Annotated in this window: 33 protein-coding genes; 32 read left to right on the top strand and 1 reads right to left on the bottom strand. The window is 56.1% G+C overall.

The genetic code is table 11. The features are described from left to right. The first annotated feature begins 31 nt into the window (after positions 1-31). The 11 genes from AX755_RS13630 to AX755_RS13580 all read left to right on the top strand — a co-directional run bounded on the left by AX755_RS13630 (position 32) and on the right by AX755_RS13580 (position 8,093). Positions 32-2,041, top strand: a complete 2,010-nt coding sequence (locus AX755_RS13630) for a ParB/RepB/Spo0J family partition protein (protein ID WP_008324188.1) — start codon at positions 32-34, stop codon at positions 2,039-2,041. A 42-nt stretch (positions 2,042-2,083) separates the two neighbouring features. After that, complete coding sequence (gene psiB / locus AX755_RS13625) at positions 2,084-2,515, top strand: conjugation system SOS inhibitor PsiB (protein ID WP_062856914.1); 432 nt, start codon at positions 2,084-2,086, stop codon at positions 2,513-2,515. Beyond that, positions 2,512-3,240: a plasmid SOS inhibition protein A gene (locus tag AX755_RS13620; RefSeq protein ID WP_008324185.1), complete on the top strand. Its 729-nt coding sequence runs from the start codon at positions 2,512-2,514 to the stop codon at positions 3,238-3,240. The genes psiB and AX755_RS13620 overlap by 4 nt, the downstream gene beginning before the upstream one ends. Beyond that, positions 3,237-3,560, top strand: coding sequence for a hypothetical protein (locus AX755_RS25580; RefSeq protein WP_008324183.1), 324 nt, complete (start codon positions 3,237-3,239; stop codon positions 3,558-3,560). The genes AX755_RS13620 and AX755_RS25580 overlap by 4 nt, the downstream gene beginning before the upstream one ends. Positions 3,561-3,621: 61 nt before the next feature. Next, the gene (locus AX755_RS13610) at positions 3,622-3,981 is read left to right on the top strand and encodes a hypothetical protein (protein WP_008324181.1); all 360 of its coding nucleotides are present in this window, start codon (positions 3,622-3,624) and stop codon (positions 3,979-3,981) included. Between the two features lie 626 nt (positions 3,982-4,607). After that, a complete protein-coding gene (locus AX755_RS13605; protein ID WP_008324180.1) occupies positions 4,608-4,982 on the top strand; it encodes a hypothetical protein in 375 nt (124 codons plus the stop codon). A 53-nt stretch (positions 4,983-5,035) separates the two neighbouring features. Continuing rightward, positions 5,036-5,323, top strand: coding sequence for a hypothetical protein (locus AX755_RS13600; protein WP_008324178.1), 288 nt, complete (start codon positions 5,036-5,038; stop codon positions 5,321-5,323). 46 nt (positions 5,324-5,369) lie between these two features. Next, positions 5,370-5,714, top strand: a complete 345-nt coding sequence (locus tag AX755_RS13595; RefSeq protein WP_008324177.1) for a hypothetical protein — start codon at positions 5,370-5,372, stop codon at positions 5,712-5,714. Positions 5,715-5,799: 85 nt separating this feature from the next. After that, a complete protein-coding gene (locus tag AX755_RS13590) occupies positions 5,800-6,063 on the top strand; it encodes a hypothetical protein (protein ID WP_008324174.1) in 264 nt (87 codons plus the stop codon). A gap of 42 nt (positions 6,064-6,105) precedes the next feature. Further along, a complete protein-coding gene (locus AX755_RS13585; RefSeq protein WP_008324171.1) occupies positions 6,106-6,936 on the top strand; it encodes an N-6 DNA methylase in 831 nt (276 codons plus the stop codon). A gap of 626 nt (positions 6,937-7,562) precedes the next feature. After that, the gene (locus AX755_RS13580; RefSeq protein ID WP_008324170.1) at positions 7,563-8,093 is read left to right on the top strand and encodes an antirestriction protein; all 531 of its coding nucleotides are present in this window, start codon (positions 7,563-7,565) and stop codon (positions 8,091-8,093) included. 46 nt (positions 8,094-8,139) lie between these two features. On the opposite strand, the gene AX755_RS13575 is transcribed toward AX755_RS13580, so the two are convergent. After that, complete coding sequence (locus AX755_RS13575) at positions 8,140-8,616, bottom strand: transglycosylase SLT domain-containing protein (RefSeq protein WP_008324168.1); 477 nt, start codon at positions 8,614-8,616, stop codon at positions 8,140-8,142. Positions 8,617-9,047: 431 nt separating this feature from the next. Here AX755_RS13575 and traM point away from each other — a divergent pair, with 431 nt between their 5' ends. From traM to traF, 21 genes are all read left to right on the top strand, one after another. Then, complete coding sequence (gene traM, locus AX755_RS13570; protein ID WP_008324167.1) at positions 9,048-9,440, top strand: conjugal transfer relaxosome DNA-binding protein TraM; 393 nt, start codon at positions 9,048-9,050, stop codon at positions 9,438-9,440. Positions 9,441-9,628: 188 nt separating this feature from the next. Further along, positions 9,629-10,318, top strand: a complete 690-nt coding sequence (locus tag AX755_RS13565; RefSeq protein WP_008324166.1) for a hypothetical protein — start codon at positions 9,629-9,631, stop codon at positions 10,316-10,318. Between the two features lie 86 nt (positions 10,319-10,404). After that, a complete protein-coding gene (locus tag AX755_RS13560; RefSeq protein WP_008324165.1) occupies positions 10,405-10,629 on the top strand; it encodes a TraY domain-containing protein in 225 nt (74 codons plus the stop codon). 57 nt (positions 10,630-10,686) lie between these two features. Continuing rightward, on the top strand, positions 10,687-11,037 hold the full coding sequence (gene traA, locus AX755_RS13555; RefSeq protein ID WP_008324162.1) for a type IV conjugative transfer system pilin TraA: 351 nt from the start codon (positions 10,687-10,689) through the stop codon (positions 11,035-11,037). 150 nt (positions 11,038-11,187) lie between these two features. Then, positions 11,188-11,493 (top strand): type IV conjugative transfer system protein TraL, encoded by a 306-nt coding sequence (gene traL, locus AX755_RS13550; protein WP_008324160.1) that lies wholly within the window; start codon positions 11,188-11,190, stop codon positions 11,491-11,493. A gap of 14 nt (positions 11,494-11,507) precedes the next feature. Then, positions 11,508-12,074: a type IV conjugative transfer system protein TraE gene (traE, locus tag AX755_RS13545; RefSeq protein WP_008324158.1), complete on the top strand. Its 567-nt coding sequence runs from the start codon at positions 11,508-11,510 to the stop codon at positions 12,072-12,074. After that, positions 12,061-12,804 carry a type-F conjugative transfer system secretin TraK gene (traK, locus tag AX755_RS13540; RefSeq protein WP_008324157.1) on the top strand — a complete coding sequence of 248 codons (744 nt, stop codon included), beginning with the start codon at positions 12,061-12,063 and terminating at the stop codon, positions 12,802-12,804. Before traE ends, traK begins: the two co-directional genes overlap by 14 nt. Beyond that, positions 12,791-14,185 (top strand): F-type conjugal transfer pilus assembly protein TraB, encoded by a 1,395-nt coding sequence (gene traB, locus AX755_RS13535; RefSeq protein ID WP_008324156.1) that lies wholly within the window; start codon positions 12,791-12,793, stop codon positions 14,183-14,185. The genes traK and traB overlap by 14 nt, the downstream gene beginning before the upstream one ends. A gap of 21 nt (positions 14,186-14,206) precedes the next feature. Next, on the top strand, positions 14,207-14,746 hold the full coding sequence (traV, locus tag AX755_RS13530) for a type IV conjugative transfer system lipoprotein TraV (protein ID WP_008324154.1): 540 nt from the start codon (positions 14,207-14,209) through the stop codon (positions 14,744-14,746). 119 nt (positions 14,747-14,865) lie between these two features. After that, entirely contained in the window at positions 14,866-15,090 is a 225-nt protein-coding gene (locus tag AX755_RS13525; protein ID WP_008324141.1) for a TraR/DksA C4-type zinc finger protein, read from the top strand. Positions 15,091-15,093: 3 nt separating this feature from the next. Beyond that, on the top strand, positions 15,094-15,279 hold the full coding sequence (locus tag AX755_RS13520; RefSeq protein ID WP_008324139.1) for a hypothetical protein: 186 nt from the start codon (positions 15,094-15,096) through the stop codon (positions 15,277-15,279). Further along, positions 15,263-15,664, top strand: coding sequence for a hypothetical protein (locus tag AX755_RS13515; protein WP_008324137.1), 402 nt, complete (start codon positions 15,263-15,265; stop codon positions 15,662-15,664). Before AX755_RS13520 ends, AX755_RS13515 begins: the two co-directional genes overlap by 17 nt. Continuing rightward, a complete protein-coding gene (traP, locus tag AX755_RS13510) occupies positions 15,654-16,220 on the top strand; it encodes a conjugal transfer pilus-stabilizing protein TraP (RefSeq protein WP_008324135.1) in 567 nt (188 codons plus the stop codon). The genes AX755_RS13515 and traP overlap by 11 nt, the downstream gene beginning before the upstream one ends. After that, positions 16,213-18,843 (top strand): type IV secretion system protein TraC, encoded by a 2,631-nt coding sequence (gene traC, locus AX755_RS13505; protein WP_008324134.1) that lies wholly within the window; start codon positions 16,213-16,215, stop codon positions 18,841-18,843. The genes traP and traC overlap by 8 nt, the downstream gene beginning before the upstream one ends. Next, positions 18,840-19,187: a type-F conjugative transfer system protein TrbI gene (gene trbI, locus AX755_RS13500; protein WP_008324133.1), complete on the top strand. Its 348-nt coding sequence runs from the start codon at positions 18,840-18,842 to the stop codon at positions 19,185-19,187. Before traC ends, trbI begins: the two co-directional genes overlap by 4 nt. Beyond that, positions 19,187-19,834 (top strand): type-F conjugative transfer system protein TraW, encoded by a 648-nt coding sequence (gene traW / locus AX755_RS13495; RefSeq protein WP_008324132.1) that lies wholly within the window; start codon positions 19,187-19,189, stop codon positions 19,832-19,834. The genes trbI and traW overlap by 1 nt, the downstream gene beginning before the upstream one ends. Positions 19,835-19,836: 2 nt before the next feature. After that, on the top strand, positions 19,837-20,823 hold the full coding sequence (gene traU, locus AX755_RS13490) for a conjugal transfer pilus assembly protein TraU (protein WP_032160671.1): 987 nt from the start codon (positions 19,837-19,839) through the stop codon (positions 20,821-20,823). 16 nt (positions 20,824-20,839) lie between these two features. Then, on the top strand, positions 20,840-21,469 hold the full coding sequence (gene trbC, locus AX755_RS13485; RefSeq protein WP_008324130.1) for a type-F conjugative transfer system pilin assembly protein TrbC: 630 nt from the start codon (positions 20,840-20,842) through the stop codon (positions 21,467-21,469). Beyond that, on the top strand, positions 21,466-23,319 hold the full coding sequence (gene traN, locus AX755_RS13480; protein ID WP_022652255.1) for a type-F conjugative transfer system mating-pair stabilization protein TraN: 1,854 nt from the start codon (positions 21,466-21,468) through the stop codon (positions 23,317-23,319). The genes trbC and traN overlap by 4 nt, the downstream gene beginning before the upstream one ends. Before the next feature lie 31 nt (positions 23,320-23,350). Continuing rightward, complete coding sequence (gene trbE / locus AX755_RS13475; RefSeq protein ID WP_008324128.1) at positions 23,351-23,539, top strand: conjugal transfer protein TrbE; 189 nt, start codon at positions 23,351-23,353, stop codon at positions 23,537-23,539. Between the two features lie 30 nt (positions 23,540-23,569). Further along, positions 23,570-24,319: a type-F conjugative transfer system pilin assembly protein TraF gene (gene traF, locus AX755_RS13470; RefSeq protein ID WP_008324127.1), complete on the top strand. Its 750-nt coding sequence runs from the start codon at positions 23,570-23,572 to the stop codon at positions 24,317-24,319. Position 24,320: the final 1 nt, after the last annotated feature.

The raw sequence follows: 24,320 nt of genomic DNA, 5'->3' as shown, positions 1-24,320 counted from the left end.
CGGACAATCATCAATCAGTGAGGTATCAACTATGTCAGTAACCGATGTTAAAGCAAAAGCACCCAAAAAAGCGAGCAGCAAAAAAATTACGAAGGCACAGGAGGCTGCCCTGAAGATCGCCCTTGAGGCCGCTGCGGTCGAGTACGTTCCGCTGTCCGATCTCGTTAAATCCCCGCTGAACGTGCGCTCCATCCCCTATTCCGTGGACAGCGTTCGCGGTCTGGCCGACTCCATCGAGACGCTCGGACTGCTGCAGAACCTTATTGTTCACACCCTCGCGGACGGACAATCCGGCGTGGCCGCAGGTGGCCGCCGATTAACTGCCCTGCAACTGCTGGCGCAGGAAGGGCGTCTCGCTGCTGACCATACCGTTATGGTGAAGCGTGTTTCCGACGACATTGCCGCCCTTGCCTCCGTCGCCGAGAACGAGCAGCGCGCCGCCATGCATCCCGCCGAGCAGATTGCAGGTTTCCGTACGCTGGCAGGGCAGGGCAAAACCCCCGCGCAGATTGGCGACGCGCTCGGCTTCGGCTCCCGTCACGTGCAGCGCATGCTGAAGCTGGCAAACCTCGCCCCCTCCCTGATGGAGAAGCTTGCACAGGACGAACTGACCGTTGAGCAGTGTCAGGCGCTCTGTCTCGAGGACGATCCTGCCCGTCAGGTCGAGGTATTCGAAAACGTGAAGGCCAGCTGGTCAAACGCGCCCGCACACCTGATTAAACGCGCTATTACCGAAACCGAGATGCGCACCGACAACGCCAAATTTCGTTTTATCGGGCGCGATGCCTACGAGGCGGCAGGGGGTTACATCCGTGAAGATCTGTTCAGCCAGGACGAGGGCGACGGTACGGCTGACAGCGTGCTGGTTGAGCGTCTGGTGCAGGAAAAGCTGGAGCGTATCGCGCAGGACATTCAGCAGCGGGAGGGCTGGGCATGGAGTCGCGGACGCGCAGCCCGCATCTGGTACCACGGCGAAGACGGTAAGGAGTTCGTGCAGCCTGCTGAACCCGATCCGGTGTACACCCCTGAGCAGCAGCAGCGTCTTGGTGCGCTGCGGGAGCAGTACGATACATATGACAGCGTTTGCGACGAGTCAGATGCGATCGAAGCGGACATCCTCGCCATTCAGGCGGCGGCAGAAGCCAGCGCGTGGACTGACGACATGAAGTCAGGCGCGGGAGTGATGGTCAGCCTGTACGAAGGGCAGGTGTACGTGCAGCGCGGTGTGCGCCTGAAAGCGGATATGCCTGAAGAAACCGTAACCAGCAGCGTAACGGTGCCATTCACCTCACGCCAGCCCGACGCCGCAGAGGGGATCAGTGTTCCGCTGCTCACGAAAATGACCTCCGAACGTACGCTGGCAGTCCAGGCGGCGCTGATGCAGCAGCCCGAAAAGGCGGTGGCGCTGATGGTCTGGCGCATGTGTACCTGCGTCTTCTCGGGCTGCCTGACCACGACGCATCCGTTCCGTATCAGCCTCACTGTATCTCACGGCAGCCTGACGGAGAACGCCCCGTCCGGTAAGGATGGCGCAGCGTTTAACATCCTGATGACCGAACGGGCAAGGCTGAAAGCCCTGCTGCCGGAAGGGTGGGAGAAGGACTTCACCACCTTCTTTGCCCTTGACGGCGGGGTGTTGATGTCGCTGATGGCCTTCTGCACGGCCTGTTCCGTTGACGGGGTGCAGACCCGCGATATGGGGCACACCTCGCGCAGTACCCTCGATGCGGTCGAGGCGGCAATCGGCTTCCACCTGCGCGACTGGTGGCAGCCGACGAAGGACAACTACTTCGGCAGCCTGAAACATCCGCAGATTGTCGCCTCCCTGAAAGAGGCGGGGCTGACGGGCGCGGCGGGTGACGCGGAGAAGATGAAGAAGGGCGATGCTGCAGCGCATGCGGAGCACTTTATGCAGCACACCCGCTGGGTTCCGGCATGGCTCAAAGGACCGGAGTCAGCGGGTGAATCCGGTGCAGACGACGCGGCTTCAGATACCGACAGCCCTGACAACGACACCACCAACACGGCACACGCCGCCTGATAACGGAGCGCCGCCCTGCGGGGCGGCGATAAGGAGATACCCATGCGCACTATTCTGACCCCCGATGTACTGAAAACGATGTCCTGTGATGAGTTTGAGGACTGGCGGGACAGCGGCGAAGACTTCCGCCGCGAACTGACCCACGCCGTCATGCGTGACCTGTCCTGCCCTGAAAACTGGGATGTGAACGGCGAGTACCGCAGCGAGTTCGGCGGCTTCTTCCCCGTACAGATACGCTTTACCCCCTCGCACGGCAATTACCATATTGCGGTGTGCAGTCCTGGTGCCATCAGTCCGGCGTGGATGGTGGTGTTCGTGCCCGCCAGCGGTCGCCCGTTCTCCGTCATTAGTACCCTGAGCGGCTACCAGCCGGAGCTTGTCAGCCACACCGTCAGCCTGACGGCGCGTCTCGATGCGGACGGATACAGTCAGGCCAGCATCATCAGTATTCTGGCAGCGGAGGGCGCGGCATGATACCTGCAAACCTGTCACTGGTTCCCTTCAGCCCTGAGCGACGCGCCGCGATGGAGGCCATCGCGGAGGTTGAACGCCGGCGGTCGCGCGGCGCGGTGTCCACGATGTATCCGTATGCCAGCGCCTTTTTCCGGCGGCTCACGGGCAGCACGCGCATCACTATCAGGGAAATCCATCATTTTGCGCCGGTGCTGACGGCGCGGGAGCTGCGGGGCAGCAGGGACAGCTGGCTCAGTGCCATCGATGCGCTGATTGAAAGTCGCGGGACGCGTTGCTGGCTGCCGCTTCCCGTTGGTGCGGGTCAGCGCCTCTTTCCGGAGGTGGCCTTTCAGCAGACCGAGCGGGTTCGCTGTCAGGACGCCCTGCGGGATGAAAAATACACCCGACAGCGTCACAAAGAACGGTGCCAGCGTGAGCAGGCGTACCAGGCGCTGGCGGGGCAGGCGGAGATTGAGCTGGCATTCCATACGCCTGAAACGGTCAGCAGCTGGAGCGCACGCTGGTCGGGGACTGAACTGCGCCAGTACGACCTGGAAGAGATGTTCTGGCGCTGGAGCGAGCGTTTCCCGTCACTGGAGCCAATGGAGCGCTGGACGATGGAGAGTCAGCCTTTCTGGACGGTGATGGCTGAAACGAATGCGCTGGCAAGGGAAAGTCCGGGATCTGTCCGGCAGCTGGAGCGCTGGATGGTACCCAACAAGCTGACAGCGCGGAGTCAGGTATGAAGTGGCGTTACTCGCTGCGCTGGAAGCGTCCCGGTCCCTGTCCCGGTGAACCTGAACTGGCGTCAGAAGTGGTGGAGGCCGGGAAGCCAGCCCCTGAGTCCGTGATGTCACTGTGGGTGGCAGGAGCCGGATATGCTGTCTGCGTTGATTTTCTGTATGAACGGCCGATCAGGCGCTGGAGCGATGAGCGAAAGGCGGCCACGCGGCGACGGAATCTGGCGCGTCGTGTTAACAGGATCGCGCCCCTGTTTGCAGATGAACTCATTGAGCGGGAACTGACGGTGCGACCGGATTATTTTCGGGGAAAGTCGCCTCACTGAGTCTGATATCATATCCTGCCAGAATACGGTCGGCAGGGTGCTTAAAAGGGATAATTTAGAGATGAGATACTGGATACTGGTCGCGCTGTTAAATGGCCTGTTTACGCTGGTCATACATTACGCGGCGCCGGAGATGTTCGGAAGCACGGCGTACTATGCCGGGGTGGCAATCTGTGCCCTGATTGCGCTGGTTATCACCTGGCGCGATCCGCCAGGTATGCTGGACAACGTGCTCTTGTTTCTCCTTAAGTGGGGAATTGTGGCTTCAGGTCTGGCGTTTTTTATCTGGGGTATCGGATACAAGCTGGAATTCTGGGGAGATCATAACCCCGATGAAATTGGCGGTGCTGAGCGGTGTTCTGCTTCTGGTCAGTGGCTGGGTGTACTGGAGGCGAAGGTAACAAACTATACGCCAGCGTGAGGGCAGGAAAGTAAAAAGAGCGGTTATGCCTGCGGTATAACTGCTCTTTTATATGGTCCTCACGCTTTGTAATTTCCTGCTGTGAATCACCTCTGAAGAACGAACGCTGCGAATTATGGTGGCAGTTGTCTGTATCATCTTTTCAAATTTGCCTGCTGTCTGACGGGGTCACTGGCCATGACTGCGGGCGACCTCCCTGACGGGAACCGGGGCTGTCGTAAACGGAGCCGGTAAACCGTCTCCGCCCTGACGGGCTTCCATCCCACTGTCGCAACGTCAACACCGGCTCGCAGTGACCGTTCCGGTCACGCCGCTTTCACCATGCCGGCGATAAAGCCGCCGGCACTCAGGTGACGCCACGTCGTTCCGCCGTGTCGGGTGTGTTCATCCTCTCCCCGTACCTCTGGCGAGCCCTCTCCCGTTAAGTCCCCGGGCGGAGGGCTTGTCGTAGCACCGTCGTGTCGTCATCCGAAGGGTGAAATGCACTCCGCCAAAACTTTTTGCGAGGGACCGCAAAAACTTTAGTCTCCGCCCTTCTCCTGCCGCCCCGCCGTTGCTCCTTTGCCCTTTGCCGCCAGGGAACTCACCGAGAGATGGATAAACCACCAGACAGGAGGAAAAGCAGGATGAACACACAGAACGTCAACGTCAAAACCGCCACCAAAGAATCTTCCGAAAGATGGGTGAAAACCTCGTCCCTGCGTACTGATGGCTTTGTGCGCAATATCCATTCCCGTAACCCGTTCGATGTTATTCGCGCGGACGTGGTGCTGGCCCGTATGGAAATACAGGCTAACCGGGGATGTGGCCTGCACTACGAGATTTATGAGTCCCGTCTGCTGGGTATGGCTATGCATTACCTGGCAGAACTGCCACTGAAAGACCGTCCGGCGTTTATGGGGGCGGCAGCGAAACGGGGTTACATGCTGACGACTGCGGAAGAAGAACGTGCCGATGGTGAATGTGCTGACCTGATGATCGAGCTGGCGGCGGATTACTGATTACTTAACCGGCTGGCGGCAGGGGATGCCGCCAGTCACACCGGAGAAACATTATGAGCAACAGCAACACGAACAGTACGTTCAGCTTTGACGCATGGGAGAAAAGCGCGCTCAGCGAACTTGATACCCTGCAAAACCACGTCAGTAAAGCCCTGATGAAGTACCAGAGCAATACGGACAAAACGGCGCTGGGCGAGTCTGCAAACCGCTATATGGGCGAACTCAGAACCGCTGTCACGCGCATCCTGAAAGCCACGCCAGCCATTCAGCAGAAAGTCGACGAGATTGCCGACATGCTGCACCTGATGGCGCATTTTTCCGGCATCACGTTCGACGAATAACCACCACGGCGAAATATCAACGCCATTAACCAGAAGGAGATAAACCATGCACTTAAATCTGACCGAATCCTGCGCTGAAGCGGGTATTTATGCGACCAGTGAGGCCGAACGCGCGTACTGGCTGAGCCGCGAAAAGTCATATCTGACCGCGTCCGTCGAAATCGACGTACACGCCTTCCATGATGCGCTGGGGCTGATGTACCCGATGAACTGGCGCAGCAGTCAGAACGGCGAGTGTGAAACCTTCATGCTGGCGGAAATGGTCTGCGGCAATGTGACCGAAATCTACGCGCGGATCGGTATCCGTTATTACCGGATGCGCGACTACAGCAACCTTGACCACGCGGAGATTCTGGCACGCGTTAAGGAGGGAGTGCAGCGCCAGAAATGAAAAAGGCAGACTTTCGTCTGCCATATCCCGCCGGATTTACCCGCTTGCAACGATTAATCCGGCCTTCACCAAAAGGAACAAACCAATGCAATTCAGTGAAGTTTCGATTGTTACACCGACCGCCCTGTATGTCCAGATGCTTGAGGCGGAAAACGCACCCGTAAAAAAACAGGTGCGTATTAAACGCAGTGATATCGACCGTGACGACATCAGCGCCGAAATGCGGGCGCTGGGCCGTCACATAGCGCACTGCCGGAAGAAGGGGCGCGCCGTTCGTATTCCTGCCATGCGCGGGAGTGAGTGGGGGCAGGTGTTACGCACGCTCGAACTGAAGCGGGCATTTAACTGATAACTGAGCCGCTCCTTACGGGGCGGCATTTAAGGAGGAAATATGTCTCAACTCAGTTTTGCCAGCTTCTTTGATCAGGCGAGAGAAGCCGCACCCTTAACACCCGCTAAACCCGTATTGCCCACCGTGAATGCGCAGCCGATACTGCACCGGATGATGACAATCGACCAGGCCCGCCGCCAGTTTATCAGCGTGTTCAGGGATACCGCCCGCAGCCTGCGCCGCTGGGAGGTGTTCAGCGACTTTATCACGCTGGCCGCCAGCGAGCTGGATATGGCGCGGATAAGAACGCCAGAGAATATTGAGCAGAGCCGCAAAATCTGCGCGAAGTACAGCGAGAGTGATATCAGCAACCTGCATACGCTTTTCTGCCTGATGGTCTGCGCACTGGAGGCCAAATTCCACGACTTCCTCGGCGCGATCTTCATGGAGCTTGAGCTTGGCGACGACCGCAACGGACAGTATTTCACGCCGTATCACGTCCAGTCACTGCTGGCGAGGCTGCTGATGCCGGACGTCGACGAAACGATACGCCGTGAGGGATTCGTTACCGTCAGCGATCCGGCAAGCGGTGCGGCGGGAATGATTGTGGCGTATGCGGAATATCTGCTGGAGGCGGGCTATAACCCGTCTGAACATATGTTCGGAAGCTGCATCGATATTGATTCTGTTGCGGCCGATATGGCGTTTATTCAGCTTTCCCTGCTGGGTATTCCTGCCGAGGTGGTCACGGGCAATACGCTGACGATGAAGTTAAACAGGGTGCGGTATACGCCTGTGTACTACATCAACAACTTTGGTAAGCGGCTGGACGATCAGCGCCGTATCAGTGCCATGCGCGAATTTTTGCGCTGTATAAATGACGCTGCATAGCTATCCAGAAGGGCAGGGGAGTGTCCTGCCTTTCGTGGCATCAAAGGCCGCGCGCCTGCGGCGCAGAATAAGCAGGCTGCGCTGACGCGCTGCCTGCATTATTCCGGCGCGTGGTAGTCTGAAGTTCCTGTCTTTTGGTCAGGTGGTTAATATTCCTCATTCTCCTGCTGGCGATGGTCTTTATTATTCTGCCGCGGATATGGATATTATCCTTTCTTTTCCGGGCGTCGTCCCTGAAGGGACACGGCTGTCGTGAACGGAGCCGGTAAACCGTCTCCGCCCTTCGGGCGTCCATCCTGACGTAAATTCAAATTCACGCTTGCTGCATCCCGAATGGATGCGCCGCTTTCACCGTGGCGGTAATAAATTACCCCCACTCTGAAGCCCGTAACGGTAATTCGTCTTACGCCGATTTTCCGTTACGGGATGTGTGCATTCTCCTGGTGTGACTATCGCCCGATTTCATCAGTTCGCGGAGGGCTGCTTTTAGCATCAGCCAGTAAGGAAATAAAGGGGTATATAAACGCTGCGCGCCCCTTTATTTCCTTACTGTCAGCTGCTCATTGCCCTTCGCCGCTCAGTGATGAAGTCGAACGATGTAATAACCCAATGAGGAGAAAACCAGAATGCACACATTAAACGTCAAAACCGCCACTCGTGAATCAGCCGAACAATTTAAGATCGATGAACGCCAGCGCTACTCTGTTACAGATGGTGATGAACGTCTGGATTTTATTCCTGCGCTCTTTTTTACGCCTTCTGCTGATAACATGATTGCCAGCTGGTTACGTCAGCATTCAGATTATGATGGCGGTTTCTGGAATTACTGGATTATTCCGCAGGGCACCGGAGGAAACATTGCTCCGAACTGTGTCAGATTCACCACGACGCAAACCGGATATATCGCACCGGAAGGTGAACAGCGCTATAACATGGTTATTCCCGGTAATTACTTTGAAGCAGAGGTCAGTGCCGATGCTGCCGGAATTATTGCGACCCTGATGATCATGAACTGGTTGTCCTGGCAGGTTGCAGATATGGGGCCTGAATATTCGAAAGTCTGTAAACACCTCGTCGCTCGTCAGGATGCACTGAAAGACTACATCAGTATCATAAAACACCCTGAAGCAGATTTAATTTATCGGGCTATTGATTGACGACATAAATACTGGATGAATAAAAAGACCTCCTGTTGAGGTCTTTTTACTGTTTTGCAAGAGTCTGCGCTGCATTTTTATTATTCTTTATAGCCCGATATGTTGCCTCAATTTTTCTGGCATAGACATATCTTCTCTGCGCCTGTTCTTCTGTTTTCCTGAAACCTGCATTATAAGCGCCCACGGCCTGCCAGCTGACTCCCCACTTTTTGAATGCAATTGCAAGATAGTAAGCCCCGGTGTAGATATTCATACACGGATCGGAAAGAAGATGCTCCGGTTTTATTCCATAACGAGCCAGTTCGTTAAAGTGCTGGGAGTCCACCTGCATAAGTCCGGAGCCAAAACCCGAAACAGGATTGTAGCCTTTTACGTATGTGCGGAAGTTCGATTCATTCCAGGAGATTGCCCGAAGCAGATCCGGATCTATATGATAATCCCTTCCTGCCAGATCAAAACAATCAGCAGCGTTCAACATTCCAGAAAAAGCCAACATTAAAAACGTAAGAGCAATCCGTTTCATTTCTTCCCTCCGGGCACCATGCCGGAAATACGTTAACCCATCCCATGCCCAGACTCAACTAATATGCACTCCTCACCACCAAAAGCTCCACACCCCACGCAAAATTAAAGTTTTGCTGATTGGGTATTCAAATCATGCAGTTAGTGAAAAAGTAATGTGAAATAATTTATTTTAATGTGTGTAAACGACTCGGTAGCGAGTTCTATTCGACTCGGTAAAAACTCTACTCAGAGTCATTTGTGACTATTTTTAATAAATCCATTGAGTTATGACTACGGCGAGTCTATATTCGAGTCGTGAATTTTTACAGTGTGTGTCGGCATGCAAGTCGTCTGTTTTCTGGCAGGGAGTTTGTGCCGAGTCGTGCATTTTTAGCTTTTCAAAATATTCTGAGGTACAGAAGTTTTGGAACTATAAATAAGGAGAAAATTATGGCCAGAGTTCAGGTCTATGTAAGCGATGAAGTGTCAGAGAAAATAAGAGTAATCGCTGAAAAACGTCGCGCTGAAGGAGCGAGAGATAAAGATGTAAGTTTTTCGAGCATTGCATCAATGCTGGTCGAACTTGGTCTTCGGGTCTATGAAGCGCAAATGGAAAGAAAAGAGTCTTCCTTTAATCAGGCGCTCTATAATAAAACTATTCTTGAAAATGTAATGAAAACTCAATTTATAGTCAGCAAGCTCCTGGCGATGGAGTCGCTGAGTCCGCATCTCGCAGGAAATGAAAAATTTGATTTCAGGGATATGGTTACGTGTATACGTGAAGATGTGCAACAGATTGTTGAAAAATTCTTCCCCCAGGAGGAAGAGTCTCAAGATAATTAGCTGAAAATGTTTGATAAATAGGATTTAGATCTGCTGTTTTTGAGTGACTTTGGCGTCAGTAATTGATATATTTTATGCAGACATAAGTAAAATTTGATGCTCGCCATTCAGTTTGGCGGGTCGCCGGTACACCGGGCTAGACCCCCGGGTGTACCGACTATACACAGAAACCTTCAGAGGAGGCTTCAATGCACCCGCGCGATCCTAGAGATCTCTCCCAATCAAGTCAATCATTAGATGATATTGTGAAGCGTTTTGATGCGCTCTATAAGTACTCACCTTTGCCTTTTTGCATTCGGAATCAATCCAGAAACCCCATATATAAAAATGATGCATATTTAGATTTCTTTCACCCATTATCAAAGTGTTTTTCAGGTGTCAGTTTTGATCCTGATGAAGTTGAGCTTGATTTGTCGACAATTGAGTTGGAGGCCTTTGTTATGGGGCCTGATACAGCTATTTGTAGAACTTTTAATTTGAATGGTGAGTTTTATCAGTTACGTGTTGAAATTCGTATGGTAAATAAAGAATTATATGCTTTATGGTTTATTAATTACTTCCCGGATTATCAAGCTTTATTCAATACCTCGAATAGGATAAAAAATGATGAGTTTGATTTTGATATTTTTATATCAGGGTTGACGAATAAAAAGATGATTACGTTATGTTTTTCAATTCTTGGTTTTCAACTTCATACGATGGCGCAATATTTAGGTGTCTCTGAAAAAGCAATTTCAAGCAGACTTTCTAGTGTGAAGAGTGAGCTTGCGAAATATTTTATTGATTACGATGACTTCAGATTCTACTGCATGAGAATGGACGTATACAGAAAGGTGAGAATGGTTGTTCTTAAGGTTTTGAATGTTAAATTTATGTAAAAAATATAGTGGAATTTTTCGCGTATTGAATAAATTGTATTCAATGTGTCACTATCCTGACGCAGGAATATGTTGAGAGGGAAAACATGATTAGACGTCACAGGCTTCGTGGCCCAACGGTAACTATGTCGATCTACCTTGACCCACAAACCGATCTTCTTATTTTGAAGGCGAAGGACAGAAGTGGTCGTTCTAAATCAGCTGAAGCGCTGATTCGGTTACGTGACCACCTGGAAAAATTCCCTGATTTCTATAACTCTGAAATGGCGGAGGTGATCCCAAACAATCTTGAACCCAAGTCACAAAATTAGTTTCTTAGGATTTTTATTTCAACAAATCTATCCGGTGTAATTAAAGGATTAATGAATATGACTGATGTGTCTGTTATTAACGCTGTACCCGCGACCCCTGCAAAGAAAAAATTCAGCAAAGTCCCGTTACTCAAAGCGCTGAAGTTTGCCCTGCCTGTCGCAGCCCTTGCTGCGTTTTTCCCTGATACGGTTCTTGCCTCGACTGCGGGTAAAGATCTGATGTCCAGCGGCGATGCAACCGTTAAAGGAACATTTGGTAAAGACTCCAGCGTGGTTAAGTGGGTTATTCTTGCCGAAGTTCTGGTGGGCGCCGTGATGTATATGACGACCAAGAACCTCAAGTTCCTGGCGGGCTTTGCGATCCTGTCCGTATTCGTCACGGTAGGTATGTCTGTCGCAGGATACTGATATCCAGCGACAGCCGTTCAGAGCCACTTCCGACTATTAAATTCCGGTTTAATTCTGAATGCCCTTCACGAGCATTCACGGGAGGGCTTTGCCTGTAATCCGGCTGGCAGGTATTTCCATACTGCCAGCTGTACCGGAGACGGAACATATATGGCAGATGAATCTCTCAAAAAATATCGCTTTCCCGAAACCCTGACGAATCAGAGCCGCTGGTTTGGCCTTCCTGTGGATGAGCTTATTCCGGCGATTGTCTGCCTGGGGTGGGGATTCTGGACCCAGCATTATATCCCCGGAATTATCGCTGCCGTACTGGCCTATCTCGGAATTAAAAAGCTCAAAAAAGGGCGGGGCAGTTCATGGCTACGGGACCTGGTCTACTGGTATATGCCGACCTCACTGCTGAGGGGGATTTTTCATGATGTACCCGACTCATGCTACCGCCAGTGGATTAAATAGACAGGAATAATCAGATGGAACACGGAGCACGATTAAGTACACAGCGGGTTATTGCCATCGGCTTTATTGCCATGGGGGTGGTTATTCTGGGAAGCATCACCACCAATGTTATTCAGGCCGTCAACAACTACCGCCTTCAGAATGAGCAGAAGTCTATCGTCACGCCAATGCTTTTCAACGCGCCGTTTGCCGTGTCGCAGAACCAGGCAGATGCCTCCTACCTGCAACAGATGGCCCTGTCGCTTATCGCCCTTCGCCTCAATGTTACCCCGGAAACCGTTGATGCCTCTCATGAGCAGCTGCTGTCCTATGTCAAACCCGCAGCGCAGAACGAGCTGAAAATCCGGCTTGCTGAGGATGCGAAGCGCATTAAGGACAACAACGTTAACTCGTCTTTCTATATGACCAGCGTGAAGGTTTACCCGGCAAGCAGCCGCGTGGACGTACGCGGCCAGTTGAAGACCTGGATAGGCGACTCGAAACCGTATCCCGAGCTGAAACAGTACGTTCTCAAGTTCGAGCGCGAGGACGGCATCAGCTGGCTCAGTCACTTCGGAGAAATCATCGATGAACAAAAATAGTCGCCGTGCGCTGCTGGCGTTGCTGATGCTCGCTTCCGGTCAGACGGTCGCCGCACCCGCTGCGCTTTCTGCCACGATTGTCCCGTTGACGAACGGCGGACAGGCCAGCATCGCGGTCAGCAATACCGACCCGAACCTTTTTACAGTCGCAGGTGACCGCGTGACGGCCCTGACCAGCCTCGACGGTGAGCTGACGCGTCAGGAACAGACGGCAAGCGGTGGTGTGATTGTCAGCACCCTCAACAAAAAGCCTTTCACGTTCATTCTGGAAACCGAACGCGGCCTCAACTTCTCGGTACAGGCCGTGCCACGTGCGGGCGCGGGGCGAACCATCCGGCTGGTCAGCGAGCTGTCCGGTACGGGTGAAGCGGCGCGCACCTGGGAAGAGTCTTCCCCCTACGAGGCCACGCTGGTTTCCCTGAGCCAGCATCTGCTGGGCGGGCAGCTTCCGTCCGGCTGGCAGGCTATCCCCGTTACGCATGAAGCCCTCAACGCTCCCGCCGGACTTTCTGCAGTCCCCGAGCGCGTCTGGGTGGGTAATCACCTTAAGGTGGTGCGCTATCGCGTCACCAACAATACCGGGATGGCCCGCAACATCGCGGAAAGCGACTTCTGGCAGAGCGGCATTCGCGGCGTGCTGTTTGGTGAAGCCTCGCGTCAGCTGATGGCGGGCGGCGCCCTGCAGGTCTTCATTATCAGCAGCGGAGGTGCGGCTGATGGCCAGCATTAATTCAGTGGTGAAGCGCAAGCAGTTTATCTGGCTGGGTATCGTGCTGGCGACCGTGGGCGTGGTGGGCGGCGGCGGCTGGTATCTGGCGGATGCACGCTACGAGGGCAGCAGCGATGCGGCAGCCGCCGGCGAGCCTGCGCCCGATATGACCGGCGTGGTGGACAGCACCTTTGACCAGAAGGTGCAGCAGCATGCCACGACCGAGATGCAGGCTACGGCCTCCGAGATGCAGAAGCAGTATGCCGAAATGCGCCGCGAGCTTGAGCTGCTCAGCAAGGGGCAGGCAGGCTATCAGCACCAGATTGACAAACTCAGTCAGGATAATGCGGCGCTTTCCGCTCAGGTCAGCGCGCTGGGGGCGAAACCCGTCACCGCATCGGGTGAGCCGGCCCCGCAGCCGCCAGTGCCTGCGCCGGGGCCTGAAGGTGAGCCGCAGCCGACCGGTTTCCCGCCGCAGACGGGGGCCGTCCCGCCGCCGACCGCGTTCTATCCTGGTAACGGCGTCACGCCGCCGGCGCAGGTGCAGTACCAGCCCATCCCCGTACCCAACCAGCTGCGCCGGCAGTCTTTTGCCCACAGCGACGAGAGTAAAGGTCCGTCCCTGCCGTACATCCCGTCGGGCAGCTTCGCCAAATCGATGCTGATTGAGGGGGCTGACGCCAACGCCTCCGTAACCGGTAACGAGTCCACGGTGCCGATGCAGCTGCGCATTACGGGCAGGGTGGAAATGCCCAACAGCAAAAGCTACGACCTGACCGGCTGCTTCATCGGGCTTGAAGCCTGGGGCGACGTGTCCAGCGAACGCGCCATCGTACGCACCCGCAACATCAGCTGCCTGAAGCACGGCGTCACCATCGACCAGCCCATTGCCGGGCACGTGAGCTTCCGGGGAAAAAACGGCATCAAGGGCGAGGTGGTGATGCGAAACGGCAAAATCCTCGGCTGGGCATGGGGCGCGGGATTTGTTGACGGCATCGGTCAGGGCGTGCAGACCGCGTCCCAGCCTTCGGTCGGCCTCGGCGCCACGGCATCACTCGGCGCGGGTGACGTGATGAAGATGGGGATTGGCGGAGGCGCCTCCAAAGCCGCCCAGACCCTCAGCGACTACTACATCAAACGCGCAGAGCAGTACCACCCCGTCATTCCTATTGGGGCGGGTAACGAAGTGACCGTTGTCTTTCAGGACGGTTTTCAGCTGAAAACCATTGAAGAGCTGGCGCACGAGAATGACAGAAGCAAAGCGGAGGGCGACGACCGCAGCCCGGTTCCGCCGCCGTCAGTCCCGCAGGGCGGCATGAACGGGTTCAGTACCGACCAGATGCTCAACCAGCTGGGCAGGCTTAACCAGAGCCAGTTTATGCCGAAGGCCGACTCACAATAACCCCACGTAAAGGAACCGCAAATGAACAAGACAGTGCCTGTTGCGCTCACACTGGCCAGTCTCCTGACGCTGTCGGGATGTGCCGGTACAACGAGCGATTTTGAGTGTAACGCGACGACATCCGATACCTGCATGACCATCGAGCAGGCCAATGAGAAAGCCAAACGACTGGAGGAGGCCAGCGCGGTAAAGCCGGGTGCGACATCGCTGCCGCGCCTGGCTGAGGGTAATTTCCGGACCCGGTCCGTGCAGCCCCTGACGCTGCCGGCTGAACCGGTGCATGCCATCGCATCCAGGAATGCACCTCTGACGGGTATACCGACTCTCCCCCGCCCGCAGCCGCACTCAGCCTCACGGGCGCCGCTCTCCACGGTCACGCCGGTTACTGTGTCGCCGCCAGGGCGCGAGTCCATCGTGGACCCGAGGCCGCTTCGCGTCGGTGAAAAGGCGGCCGGGCTGTGGATCGCGCCCTATATCGATACGCAGGACGTTTATCACCAGCCGACGCGGGTGTTTTTTGTTGTGAAACCCTCAGCGTGGGGAACCCCACGCGTTAACTGAAACCTGAACCGCCACCGCGTGTGGCACCCATTTTAACAATCTGTCGTTATCACGCGTGCCCTGAAACGTAAAAAGGGATGGGCGGTAGCGTGTCCGGACAGTGTGAGCAGGGAGCGTTGATGGCAGACGAACTCGATCTCCTGCAGGAGCAGGACGAATTGCTGAACCAGCTTCATATACAGGCCGCGAGGCAGCGATCCTGCCTGCAGGGCAAAAGCCGCAACCGGTGCGAATGCTGTGGCAATCGCATCCCCCTCAGGCGGCAGCAGGCCATCCCGGGCGTACGTACCTGTACGGAATGCCAGCGGGTTCTGGAAATACGAGAAAAACAGTATCTGAGGTGACCGATGGGAAGAAGAAAAACCAATGTGATGGTCGTGGGGAAAACCGGTAGCGGTAAGACAGCCATCAGCGTTGAGGTTATGCGGACCTTTTTATCAGAACGACAACTCCGCGACTGGCGTGAATTGCGCAAAGACATTCAGAACGATGGCAAAAAACCAGGAGACGAACATCATGACAACCAACAGTAACAGCGGTCCGGGTAAGACCCGCCACCTTAACGATATAGCGGCCTGCTGCGAGGCGATGGGGATGCGTGTCATCTGTGTTAATGCCGCAGAGCGCGACTTCTGGCTTTCAGCGTCTCAGCAGAGCGCTCCCGCCCTTGACGGGAAGGCTGGGATTTCTCAACACATAATGCAACGGCAGCGTGGGCACTGTCTGTTCCTGGGTAAAGCAGGCTCAGGTATGAGCGTAACAAAACAGCAGATGAGGGTTTTCCTGGCGAAGTCTGACGTCAGCCGGATTAAAGCGCTGTACAGCGGAGAGGACGGGGAGAGGCTGGCGGAGGCTATCAGACACAACTGCAGCGTCTGGTTTCCGCTGAATCCCGGAGGTAAAGGGAATGATGCTTAAGCTTCTGTCCGTCCTGCTGTATTGCCTTAGATGGCTTGCCTGGGCTTTTCACTATCTGATTATCTGGCCTGCCGCCACGCTGATGCTGCTGGTTGCCATGCTTTTGTGGATGGATAACACCACGCCCGGAGAGGCGATGGCGCAGGAAATTATGGCCGTCACGCATAACGTCAGCAGTGGCGAGTTTCGTATTGCGGTCTGCCGTGATGAACCTTTACAACCCTTTATACCGCCTGCTCCGCAGAACAAGTCCTCCGGCCTCACGCTGCATGACGCTCCCTCTGCCGTCTGCCATGACCGGGGCAGCGTCGTCACCGATGCTAAAGGATATGCCGGTCATGTTGACGGGGCGCTGAGTGCGTTTAAGTTGCTGTGGATTGTGATGGCCATTGTGTTTTCAGGGGCGGCGCTGCTTATGGGATGCCGTCCGTATTTCTGCCTGTACGGTCAGATGCGCTCAGTGCGTTTTCGCTACGGTATCCCCGCCAGCCGCCCGGCCCCTGCGACGGAAGCGGTCAAAACGGCCGACAATAAAAAGGAGGGGGATCATGAGTAATCCGCTGGACTCCGTCACCCGCACGGTCAACTCGCTGCTGACGGCCCTGAAGATGCCCGATGCGTCCTCTGAGGCGAACGATGTCCTCGGGCAGATGCGCTTCCCGCAGTTTAGCCGCGTGCTGCCGTACCGCGACTACGATGCGGAAACCGGCCTCTTCATGAACGAAAAGACGATGGGCTTTATGCTCGAGGCGCAGCCCATCAACGGCGCCAACGAAACTATCGTTTCGTCGCTGGAAAACCTGATGCGCACCAAGCTGCCCCGCGAGGTGCCGGTGGCCGTTCACCTGGTGTCCAGCCATCTGGTGGGTCAGGATATCGAGTATGGCCTGCGCGAGCTCTCATGGACGGGGGAAAAGGCTGATACGTTCAACGCCATCACCCGCGCCTACTATCTCAGGGCCGCAGAAGAAGGGTTCCCGCTGCCCGATCACCTCAACCTGCCGCTGACCCTGCGTAACTACCGGGTGTACATCTCCTGCTGCGTCCCCCGTAAGCGCGGAAGTAAGGCCAGCGTGATGGAGATGGAAAACCAGGTCAAAATCATCCGCGCCTCGCTGCAGGGGGCGCAGATAGCCACCCGCAGCGTGGATGCGGATGCCTTTATCCGCATTGCGGGCGAAATGATTAACCACAACCCGGATGCGCTGTATCCCACCGAACGGGAACTGGACCCGCTCAAGGATCTGAACTACCAGTGCGTGGACGATACCTTTGACCTGAAGGTGAAGGCCGACTACATGACGCTGGGGCTGCGCGGTAACGGTCGCAACAGCACCGCGCGCATCATGAACTTCCAGCTGACCAAAAATCCGGAGCTGGCCTTCCTCTGGAATATGGCCGACAACTACAGCAACCTTCTCAACCCGGAACTGTCCGTTTCGTGCCCGTTTATCCTGACGCTGGTCCTTAGCGTGGAAGACCAGGTAAAGGCGCAGAACGAGGCCAACCTGAAGTTCATGGATCTTGAGAAGAAGTCCAAGACCAGCTACGCCAAGTTCTTCCCGGGCGTGGCGCAGGAGGCAAAAGAGTGGGGCGATCTGCGCCAGCGCCTGTCGTCCGGGCAGTCCTCGCTGGTGAGCTATTTTCTGAACGTGACCCTCTTCTGCCGCGATGACCAGGAAACTGCGCTGAAGGTCGAGCAGGACGTACTGAACAGCTTCCGTAAAAATGGCTTCGAGCTGATTTCCCCGCGCTTTAACCATATGCGCAATTTTCTCGTGAATCTGCCGTTTATGGCGGGCGGCGGCCTCTTTAAGCAGCTGCGTGAGTCCGGCGTGCTGCAGCGCGCCGAAAGCTTTAATGTCGCCAATCTGATGCCGGTGGTGGCGGACAGCCCGCTGGCCACTTCCGGCCTGCTGGCACCGACCTACCGCAACCAGCTGGCGTTTATCGACCTGTTCAGCCGCGGCATGGGTAACACCAACTTCAATATGGCGGTGTGTGGCACCTCCGGCGCGGGGAAAACCGGGCTTATCCAGCCCCTGATACGCAGCGTTATCGACTCCGGCGGCTTCGCCGTGGTGTTCGACATGGGCGACGGCTACAAGTCCCTGTGCGAGAACATGGGCGGGGTCTACCTCGACGGCGAGACGCTGAAGTTTAATCCGTTCGCTAACGTCACCGACGATACCATCGATGAGATGGCCGAACGCCTGCGGGACCAGCTGTCCGTGATGGCCAGCCCCAACGGCAACCTGGACGAGGTGCACGAAGGTCTGCTGCTCAAGGCGGTGAAGGCCACCTGGCTTACGAAGAAAAACCAGGCGCGCATTGACGACGTGGTGGACTACCTGATGATGGCCCGCGACAGCGAGGAGTACAGCGGATCGCCAACCATCCGCAGCCGCCTCGATGAGATGGTGGTACTGCTGACCCAGTACACCCGCGACGGGGTGTACGGCAGCTACTTCAACTCCGACGAACCGTCCCTGAAGGACGAAGCCCGGATGGTGGTGCTTGAGCTCGGCGGACTGGAGGACAGGCCGTCCCTCCTGGTGGCGGTGATGTTCTCGCTCATTCTCTACATTGAGAACCGCATGTACCGCACGCCGCGCAGCCTGAAGAAGCTCAACGTGATAGACGAAGGCTGGCGCCTGCTGGACTTCAAGAACAACAAGGTCGGGGCGTTTATCGAGAAGGGCTACCGTACCGCCCGCCGCCATACAGGTTCGTACATCACCATTACGCAGAACATCGTCGATTTTGACTCGGAAACGGCCTCCAGCGCCGCCCGCGCGGCATGGGGTAACTCGTCCTACAAAATTATCCTCAAGCAGTCCGCCAAAGAGTTCGCCAAGTACAACCAGCTGTACCCGGACCAGTATTCGCAGCTGCAGCGCGACATGATTAAAGGTTTTGGCAGCGCGAAGGACAACTGGTTCAGCAGCTTTATGCTGTCGGTTGAGCACCTGACGTCCTGGCACCGCCTGTTCGTCGATCCGCTCAGCCGGGCAATGTACTCCTCGGACGGTCCGGACTTTGAGTTTCTGCAGCAGCGACGCCGGGAAGGGCTGAGTATTCACGAAGCCGTCTGGGAGCTGGCGTGGAAAAAATCCGGGCCGGAAATGGCCGCGCTGGAGCGCTGGCTTCACGAGCATGAAGGGAAGACCATCTCATGAAAAAACACGTACTCATTAACGCCGCGCTGATTGCCGGCACGCTGGCTGCGGGCGCAGGCATCAGCTGGCTGGTCTGCCAGCTTAACCGTCCTGTGGTTGTGGCCTTCAACATGAAATCCACGGTGGATGCCTTCTTTGACAGCGCCGGTCGCCGTTCACTGGACGAGGCGCAGACAAAAGCACTTTCAGACCGCTTTAACGCGTCACTGGAGGCCAGCCTCAGGGACTGGCAGGTCCGCCATCGTGCCCTCATCCTTGTCGCACCTGCCGTGGTGCAGGGGGCGCCGGATATCACGCGTGAAATCCAGACTGACGTGGCCCGCCGGATGAAGGAGGGGGGGTGATGCGCGCCCTTGCCCTGGGCCTGACGCTGCTGACCGGCAGCGTGACGGCCGCTGACCTCGGGACGTGGGGCGATCTCTGGCCGGTGGCGGAGCCGGATATGCTGACCGTTATCGAAAGCCGGCTGCAGACGCTGGCGCAGTCCGGCGAGATGGACAAAAAGATGGCGGAGTTTAAGGCGCGCGTGGTGCGCAACAGCCAGCGCCCGCCTGCCGTTGAGGGAATAACCCGCGCGGTGCGCTACGAGCGGCGCTGGTTTGACCCGAGCGTGCGGGTGGACAAGGCGCTTGCCGACGACAGGGGCAACGTGTTTGCTCAGGCGGGGCAGGTCTTTAATCCGCTTGATGTGGTGCCGTTTAACGAAACCCTGCTGTTTATCAACGGCGACGATGCGGAGCAGCTCGCGTGGGTACAGCGACAGAAGCCTGACACCCTGATCACCCGCATCATTCTGGTTCAGGGCAACATTCCGCAGACGTCGGAGAAGCTCGACAGCCGCATTTTCTTCGACCAGAACGGGGTGCTGACCGCCCGGTTCGGCATAAGCCAGGTGCCGGCGCGGGTAACGGCGGCACCCAGCGGAAAGCGCCTGCAGGTGGAAATCATTCCGCCCGATATGGCGCAGCATGATGCAGGAGGTGTCCGGTGAAAATGCTGACCGTCTCTCTGTTCGGGCTGCTTCTGTGGGGTAACAGCCACATGGCAGCGGCGGACGCCGCCTGCGAAGGGCGCTTCGTCAATCCGATCACTGATATCTGCTGGCGCTGCATGTTCCCCCTGTCGCTCGGCAGCACAAAAGTCACGGGCGGGGATTTACCGGACACGTCCAATCCCGGTAGCCCGATACAGTTTTGTCCCATGCCACCGCCGGTATTTCAGCGCGTTGGCCTGGCAATAGGGTACTGGGAGCCGATGGCCATGACCGATGTGGCACGTTCTCCGGGCTGCATGGTGAACCTCGGCGGATTCACCGTTAATCTCGGGAAAATGGGGATGGGCGCCGCCAAAAAAGATGACAAACAGGTCAATGGCGCGTTCTACCACGTGCACTGGTACAAATATCCGCTGACGTACTGGCTCAATATCATCACCTCCCTCGGGTGTCTGCAGGGCGGCGATCTGGATATCGGATACCTGTCTGAAATCGACCCGACATGGGGGGACAGCGCCCTGACCTCCATTCTGAATCCGGAGGCGGTCATTTTTGCCAACCCCATCGCGCAGGGCGCATGTGCGGCCGACGCGGTGGCCAGTGCAGCAAAAACGTCGGTTGACGCGCTGTTCTGGTGTGCCGGATCGCAGGGGTCAATGTATCCCTTTAACGGCTGGGTGAGCAATGAGTCCAGCCCCCTGCAGTCTTCCGTTCTGGTCAGCGAGCGCATGGCGTTCAAGCTGCACCGTCAGGGTCAGATAATGGAGAGCGTCGGGGAGGATAAAAAGGTCTGCTTCGAGTATCCGTCACCCATTATTCCCAAAACGCGCTGGCGCTATCAGATGGTGAATATGTATCCGGACGTGGCGCAGTGCCATCCCTTCGGCCGAACGGTCATGCGCTGGGAAACGGGGCGTAACCCGCCGAACACGAAGAAAAACTACGGCTATCTTCTCTGGCGCAAGCGCAACTGCGTCTTCCTCTGAGAAAAAGGAAACTTCCATGAAAACTCTGTCCGGTCTGACGGCGGCGCTGCTGCTGTCAGCATACTGTTGCACTGCGCTGGCGTCAGGGGCTGATGAGGCGAACCGCGAGTTTATTCGTCAGCAGGAGTCTTTCAGCCAGCAGCTGAGGGGGCAGGACAACGCGCCGCTGCGCCAGATGCTGGAGCAGCAGGTGCGCCAGAACCCTCTTTCAGCAGACGACGCCCGCTTTATCGGGGAGCTGAAACAGCGCCAGCGCGAGGACCAGCAGGATAAACCCACGCACGGTGCCCTGTATTTCGTCTCCTTTGCCATCCCGCAGGCGGGGCTTAAGCGCATGCTGACCGAGGCCCGCCGCTACGATATTCCCGCCACCCTGCGGGGTATGGTCAACAACGACATGAAAACGACGGCAACCGCCGTGATGGCGCTTGTTCAGGACGGCTCAGCCAGCGGCGTCGCCATCGACCCGACCCGCTTTCGTGAGTACGGGATCACCAGCGTGCCGTCCCTGGTGGTGTACTGCGAGGCGGGCCACGACGTGATTCGCGGCAATCTTCATCTGAAGCAGGCGCTGGAAAAGGTGGTGGGGAAGGGCGAGTGCAGGGATGAGGCGCAACAGCTGCTTAATAAAGGAGATGCCCGATGAAAAGAGCAATACTGATGTCGGTGCTGGCCATTGCCACCACGATGGCAAGCGTGAATGCATTTGCCGATGCTGACGCGCAGTACAGGGCGGGGGCTGATTTTGCCCGTCAGGTACAGGGGCAGGGTGAGAGCAGCCTGAAAAACTTTAACCCCTCAGCGTCTATCCCCAACTATACCGCCTCACCCGGTGAGAAAAAGTACTATGGCGGTGTGACGGCGACCGGTGATGGTGCGCTGAAAGCGGACGGTACCACGGGCTGGACTACTAATGAGGCTACAAAAGCCGTCACCGACTCGTTTGTTAACAACCCGAAGGAGCCCATTTCGCCCGACGCGCCGTTTATTAAGGCCAGCCAGGATGTCCAGTCCCGCGCTGATACCATCATCGGCAAAACGGGGCAGACGCAGTGCGAAGCGCAGAATATCAGCCGCAGTGAGTTCACCAACTATACCTGTGAGCGCGACCTGCTGGTTGAGCAGGCCTGTACGCGCACGGCCAGCATTACCGGCCACTATGAAGATACATCTGAAACAAAACAGATTGTTATCCAGTCTCAGAATATTTCGTTTGCTTCCTCCGAAGCGGGATACACAGGAACATGGACTGCGCCGGTGACAGGGAAGGTTGTTGCTGCAACAGCCACCTATTCCTGGAATAAACGTCTGGCGTTCAGTAATCCTAACTGGTTTATGCGAGTAACCACGCCTTTCGGGTTGATTTCCATGGATAACGATACCGGTAGCCTGGCGCTGAGTAGCGGCATGCAGCTGAAGAAAGGCGCAGGGATGGTGTTTTCCATTCGTACCAGGAGAAACAATCCCACTACAGATTCAATCTGGAAGCACAGCAATATGCGCTACAGCTTCACCGTTACGCTCCAGATTGAAATTCCCGCCAAAAAATGGGTACCAGACGTGGTCTGGAACGAATCCTGCCCGTTCAGCAAGAGCGAAGGTACGCTCAAAAAGACGGAATGTATTGAGCCGGGGAGCACAAAAACGGTGGTGGTTGACGGCGTGTCATACCCGGTCACGCAGGCTTGCTGGAAGTACAAAGACACGTATATGACCCAGGCTGCTGACAATGGCACCTGCAAAACCTACATGAACAATCCGGCCTGTACGCTTGCCTCACGCACCTGCGCCTTCACGGCAGAAGACGGCAGCGGCTGCCTGCATGAATACGCGACGTACTCCTGTGAAACACGTACTTCCGGCCAGGTGATGATATGTGGCGGCGACACCTTCTGTCTCGATGGTGACTGTGAGCGGGCGCAGAACGGTAAAAACAACGATTTTGCACCTGTCGTTTCGGCACTCGCCGCGCTGGCCGCTGCGGGCAAGGACGTGGCAGCCATTAACAGCGTTAACGTACGCGCCTTTACCGGCAGCGCGAAGTTCTGCAAGAAGTTTGCGGCAGGCTTCAGCAGCTGCTGTAAGGACGGCGGCTGGGGCCAGGACGTCGGGCTTGCCAGGTGCAGCAGCGAGGAGAAAGCGCTGGGCAAGGCCAAAGAGAATAAGCTCACGGTCAGTATCGGTGAGTTCTGTTCAAAAAAAGTGCTCGGCGTCTGTCTCGAGAAGAAGCGCAGCTACTGTCAGTTTGACTCAAAGCTTGCCCAGATTGTGCAGCAGCAGGGACGTAACGGTCAGCTTCACATCGGCTTTGGCAAGGCCAGCAGCCCGGACTGTCGCGGCATCACCCAGACTGAGTTGCAACAAATCAAGTTCGACAAACTCGACTTCTCAAACTTTTTCGACGATCTGCAAAAGAACAAGAAAATCCCGGATAACGACACCCTGACGAAGCGCGTCCGCGAGGAAATCGCCGCGCAACTGAAGAACAAACAGTAAGCCACTCATCACTCACTCAGGACTCTCCATCATGAAAATTAAAGGATTTACTGGACGCCTTATCATCAGCCTGATTGTCGCCTCACCGGTGCTTTACTGGCGCGGGAATATCGTTGATGAAACAACCCGCATCGATGTGTTTTTTATGGCGCTGATGGTTGTGCTTTTCGTGGCGGGAGTTCTGCTGGCGTGGCTGTTAAACCCGCTTTTCAAACGATAACCGACCTGCTTCGGGATAAGGAAGGTTCCAGTGAAAAAGAGAAAGACAGCGTTAGCGCTGCTGCTTCTTGGCAGCGTTTTTACCGCCACAGGAAAAGATGCCGGCTGGCAGTGGTACAACGAAACGCGCAGAACGCCGGAGGACGACAAATCCTCTTCAACACAGCCTCAGCAGGCCTCGCCGGACATCATGGAGAAGCTTGCCACGCTTCAGCAGGCCACGAAGCGCGCCATGTACGAGGCCATTCTGTATCCGGGCGTGGAGAACTTTACCCGCTACTTCCGCCTGCAGAACTACTGGACGCAGCAGGCCGGGCTGTTCTCGATGAGCGCCAAAAAAGCCATGCTCGAGCACCCCGAACTGGACTACAACCTGCAGCACAGCCACTACAACGGTACCGTGCGCAACCAGCTGGCGGCGGACTTTGCCGACCAGCGCCGCGCCATTGAAACGCTGGCTCAGCACTATGGCGTGATGTTCTTCTACCGCGGACAGGACCCGATCGACGGCCAGCTGGTTCAGGTCATTAAAAACTTCCGCGAAACGTATCACCTCAGCGTCATTCCGGTTTCCGTGGACGGTATCGTGAATCCACTCCTGCCGGATACCCGAATGGACGGTGGACAGGCCAGCCGGCTGGGTATTCGTTACTTCCCGGCGCTGATGCTGGCCGACCCTAAAAGCGGGGCGGTCAAACCCGTCTCGTATGGCTTTATCAGCCAGGATGACCTGGCGAAGCAGTTCCTCAACGTTTCCACAGATTTTGCCCCCAACTTTTAAT

This window comes from Enterobacter sp. SENG-6 (assembly GCF_001605945.1).
Classification (GTDB): domain Bacteria; phylum Pseudomonadota; class Gammaproteobacteria; order Enterobacterales; family Enterobacteriaceae; genus Enterobacter; species Enterobacter cloacae.
The sequence above is the reverse complement of the archived record's forward strand: the minus strand, read 5'-3'. Positions and strand labels throughout refer to the sequence as shown.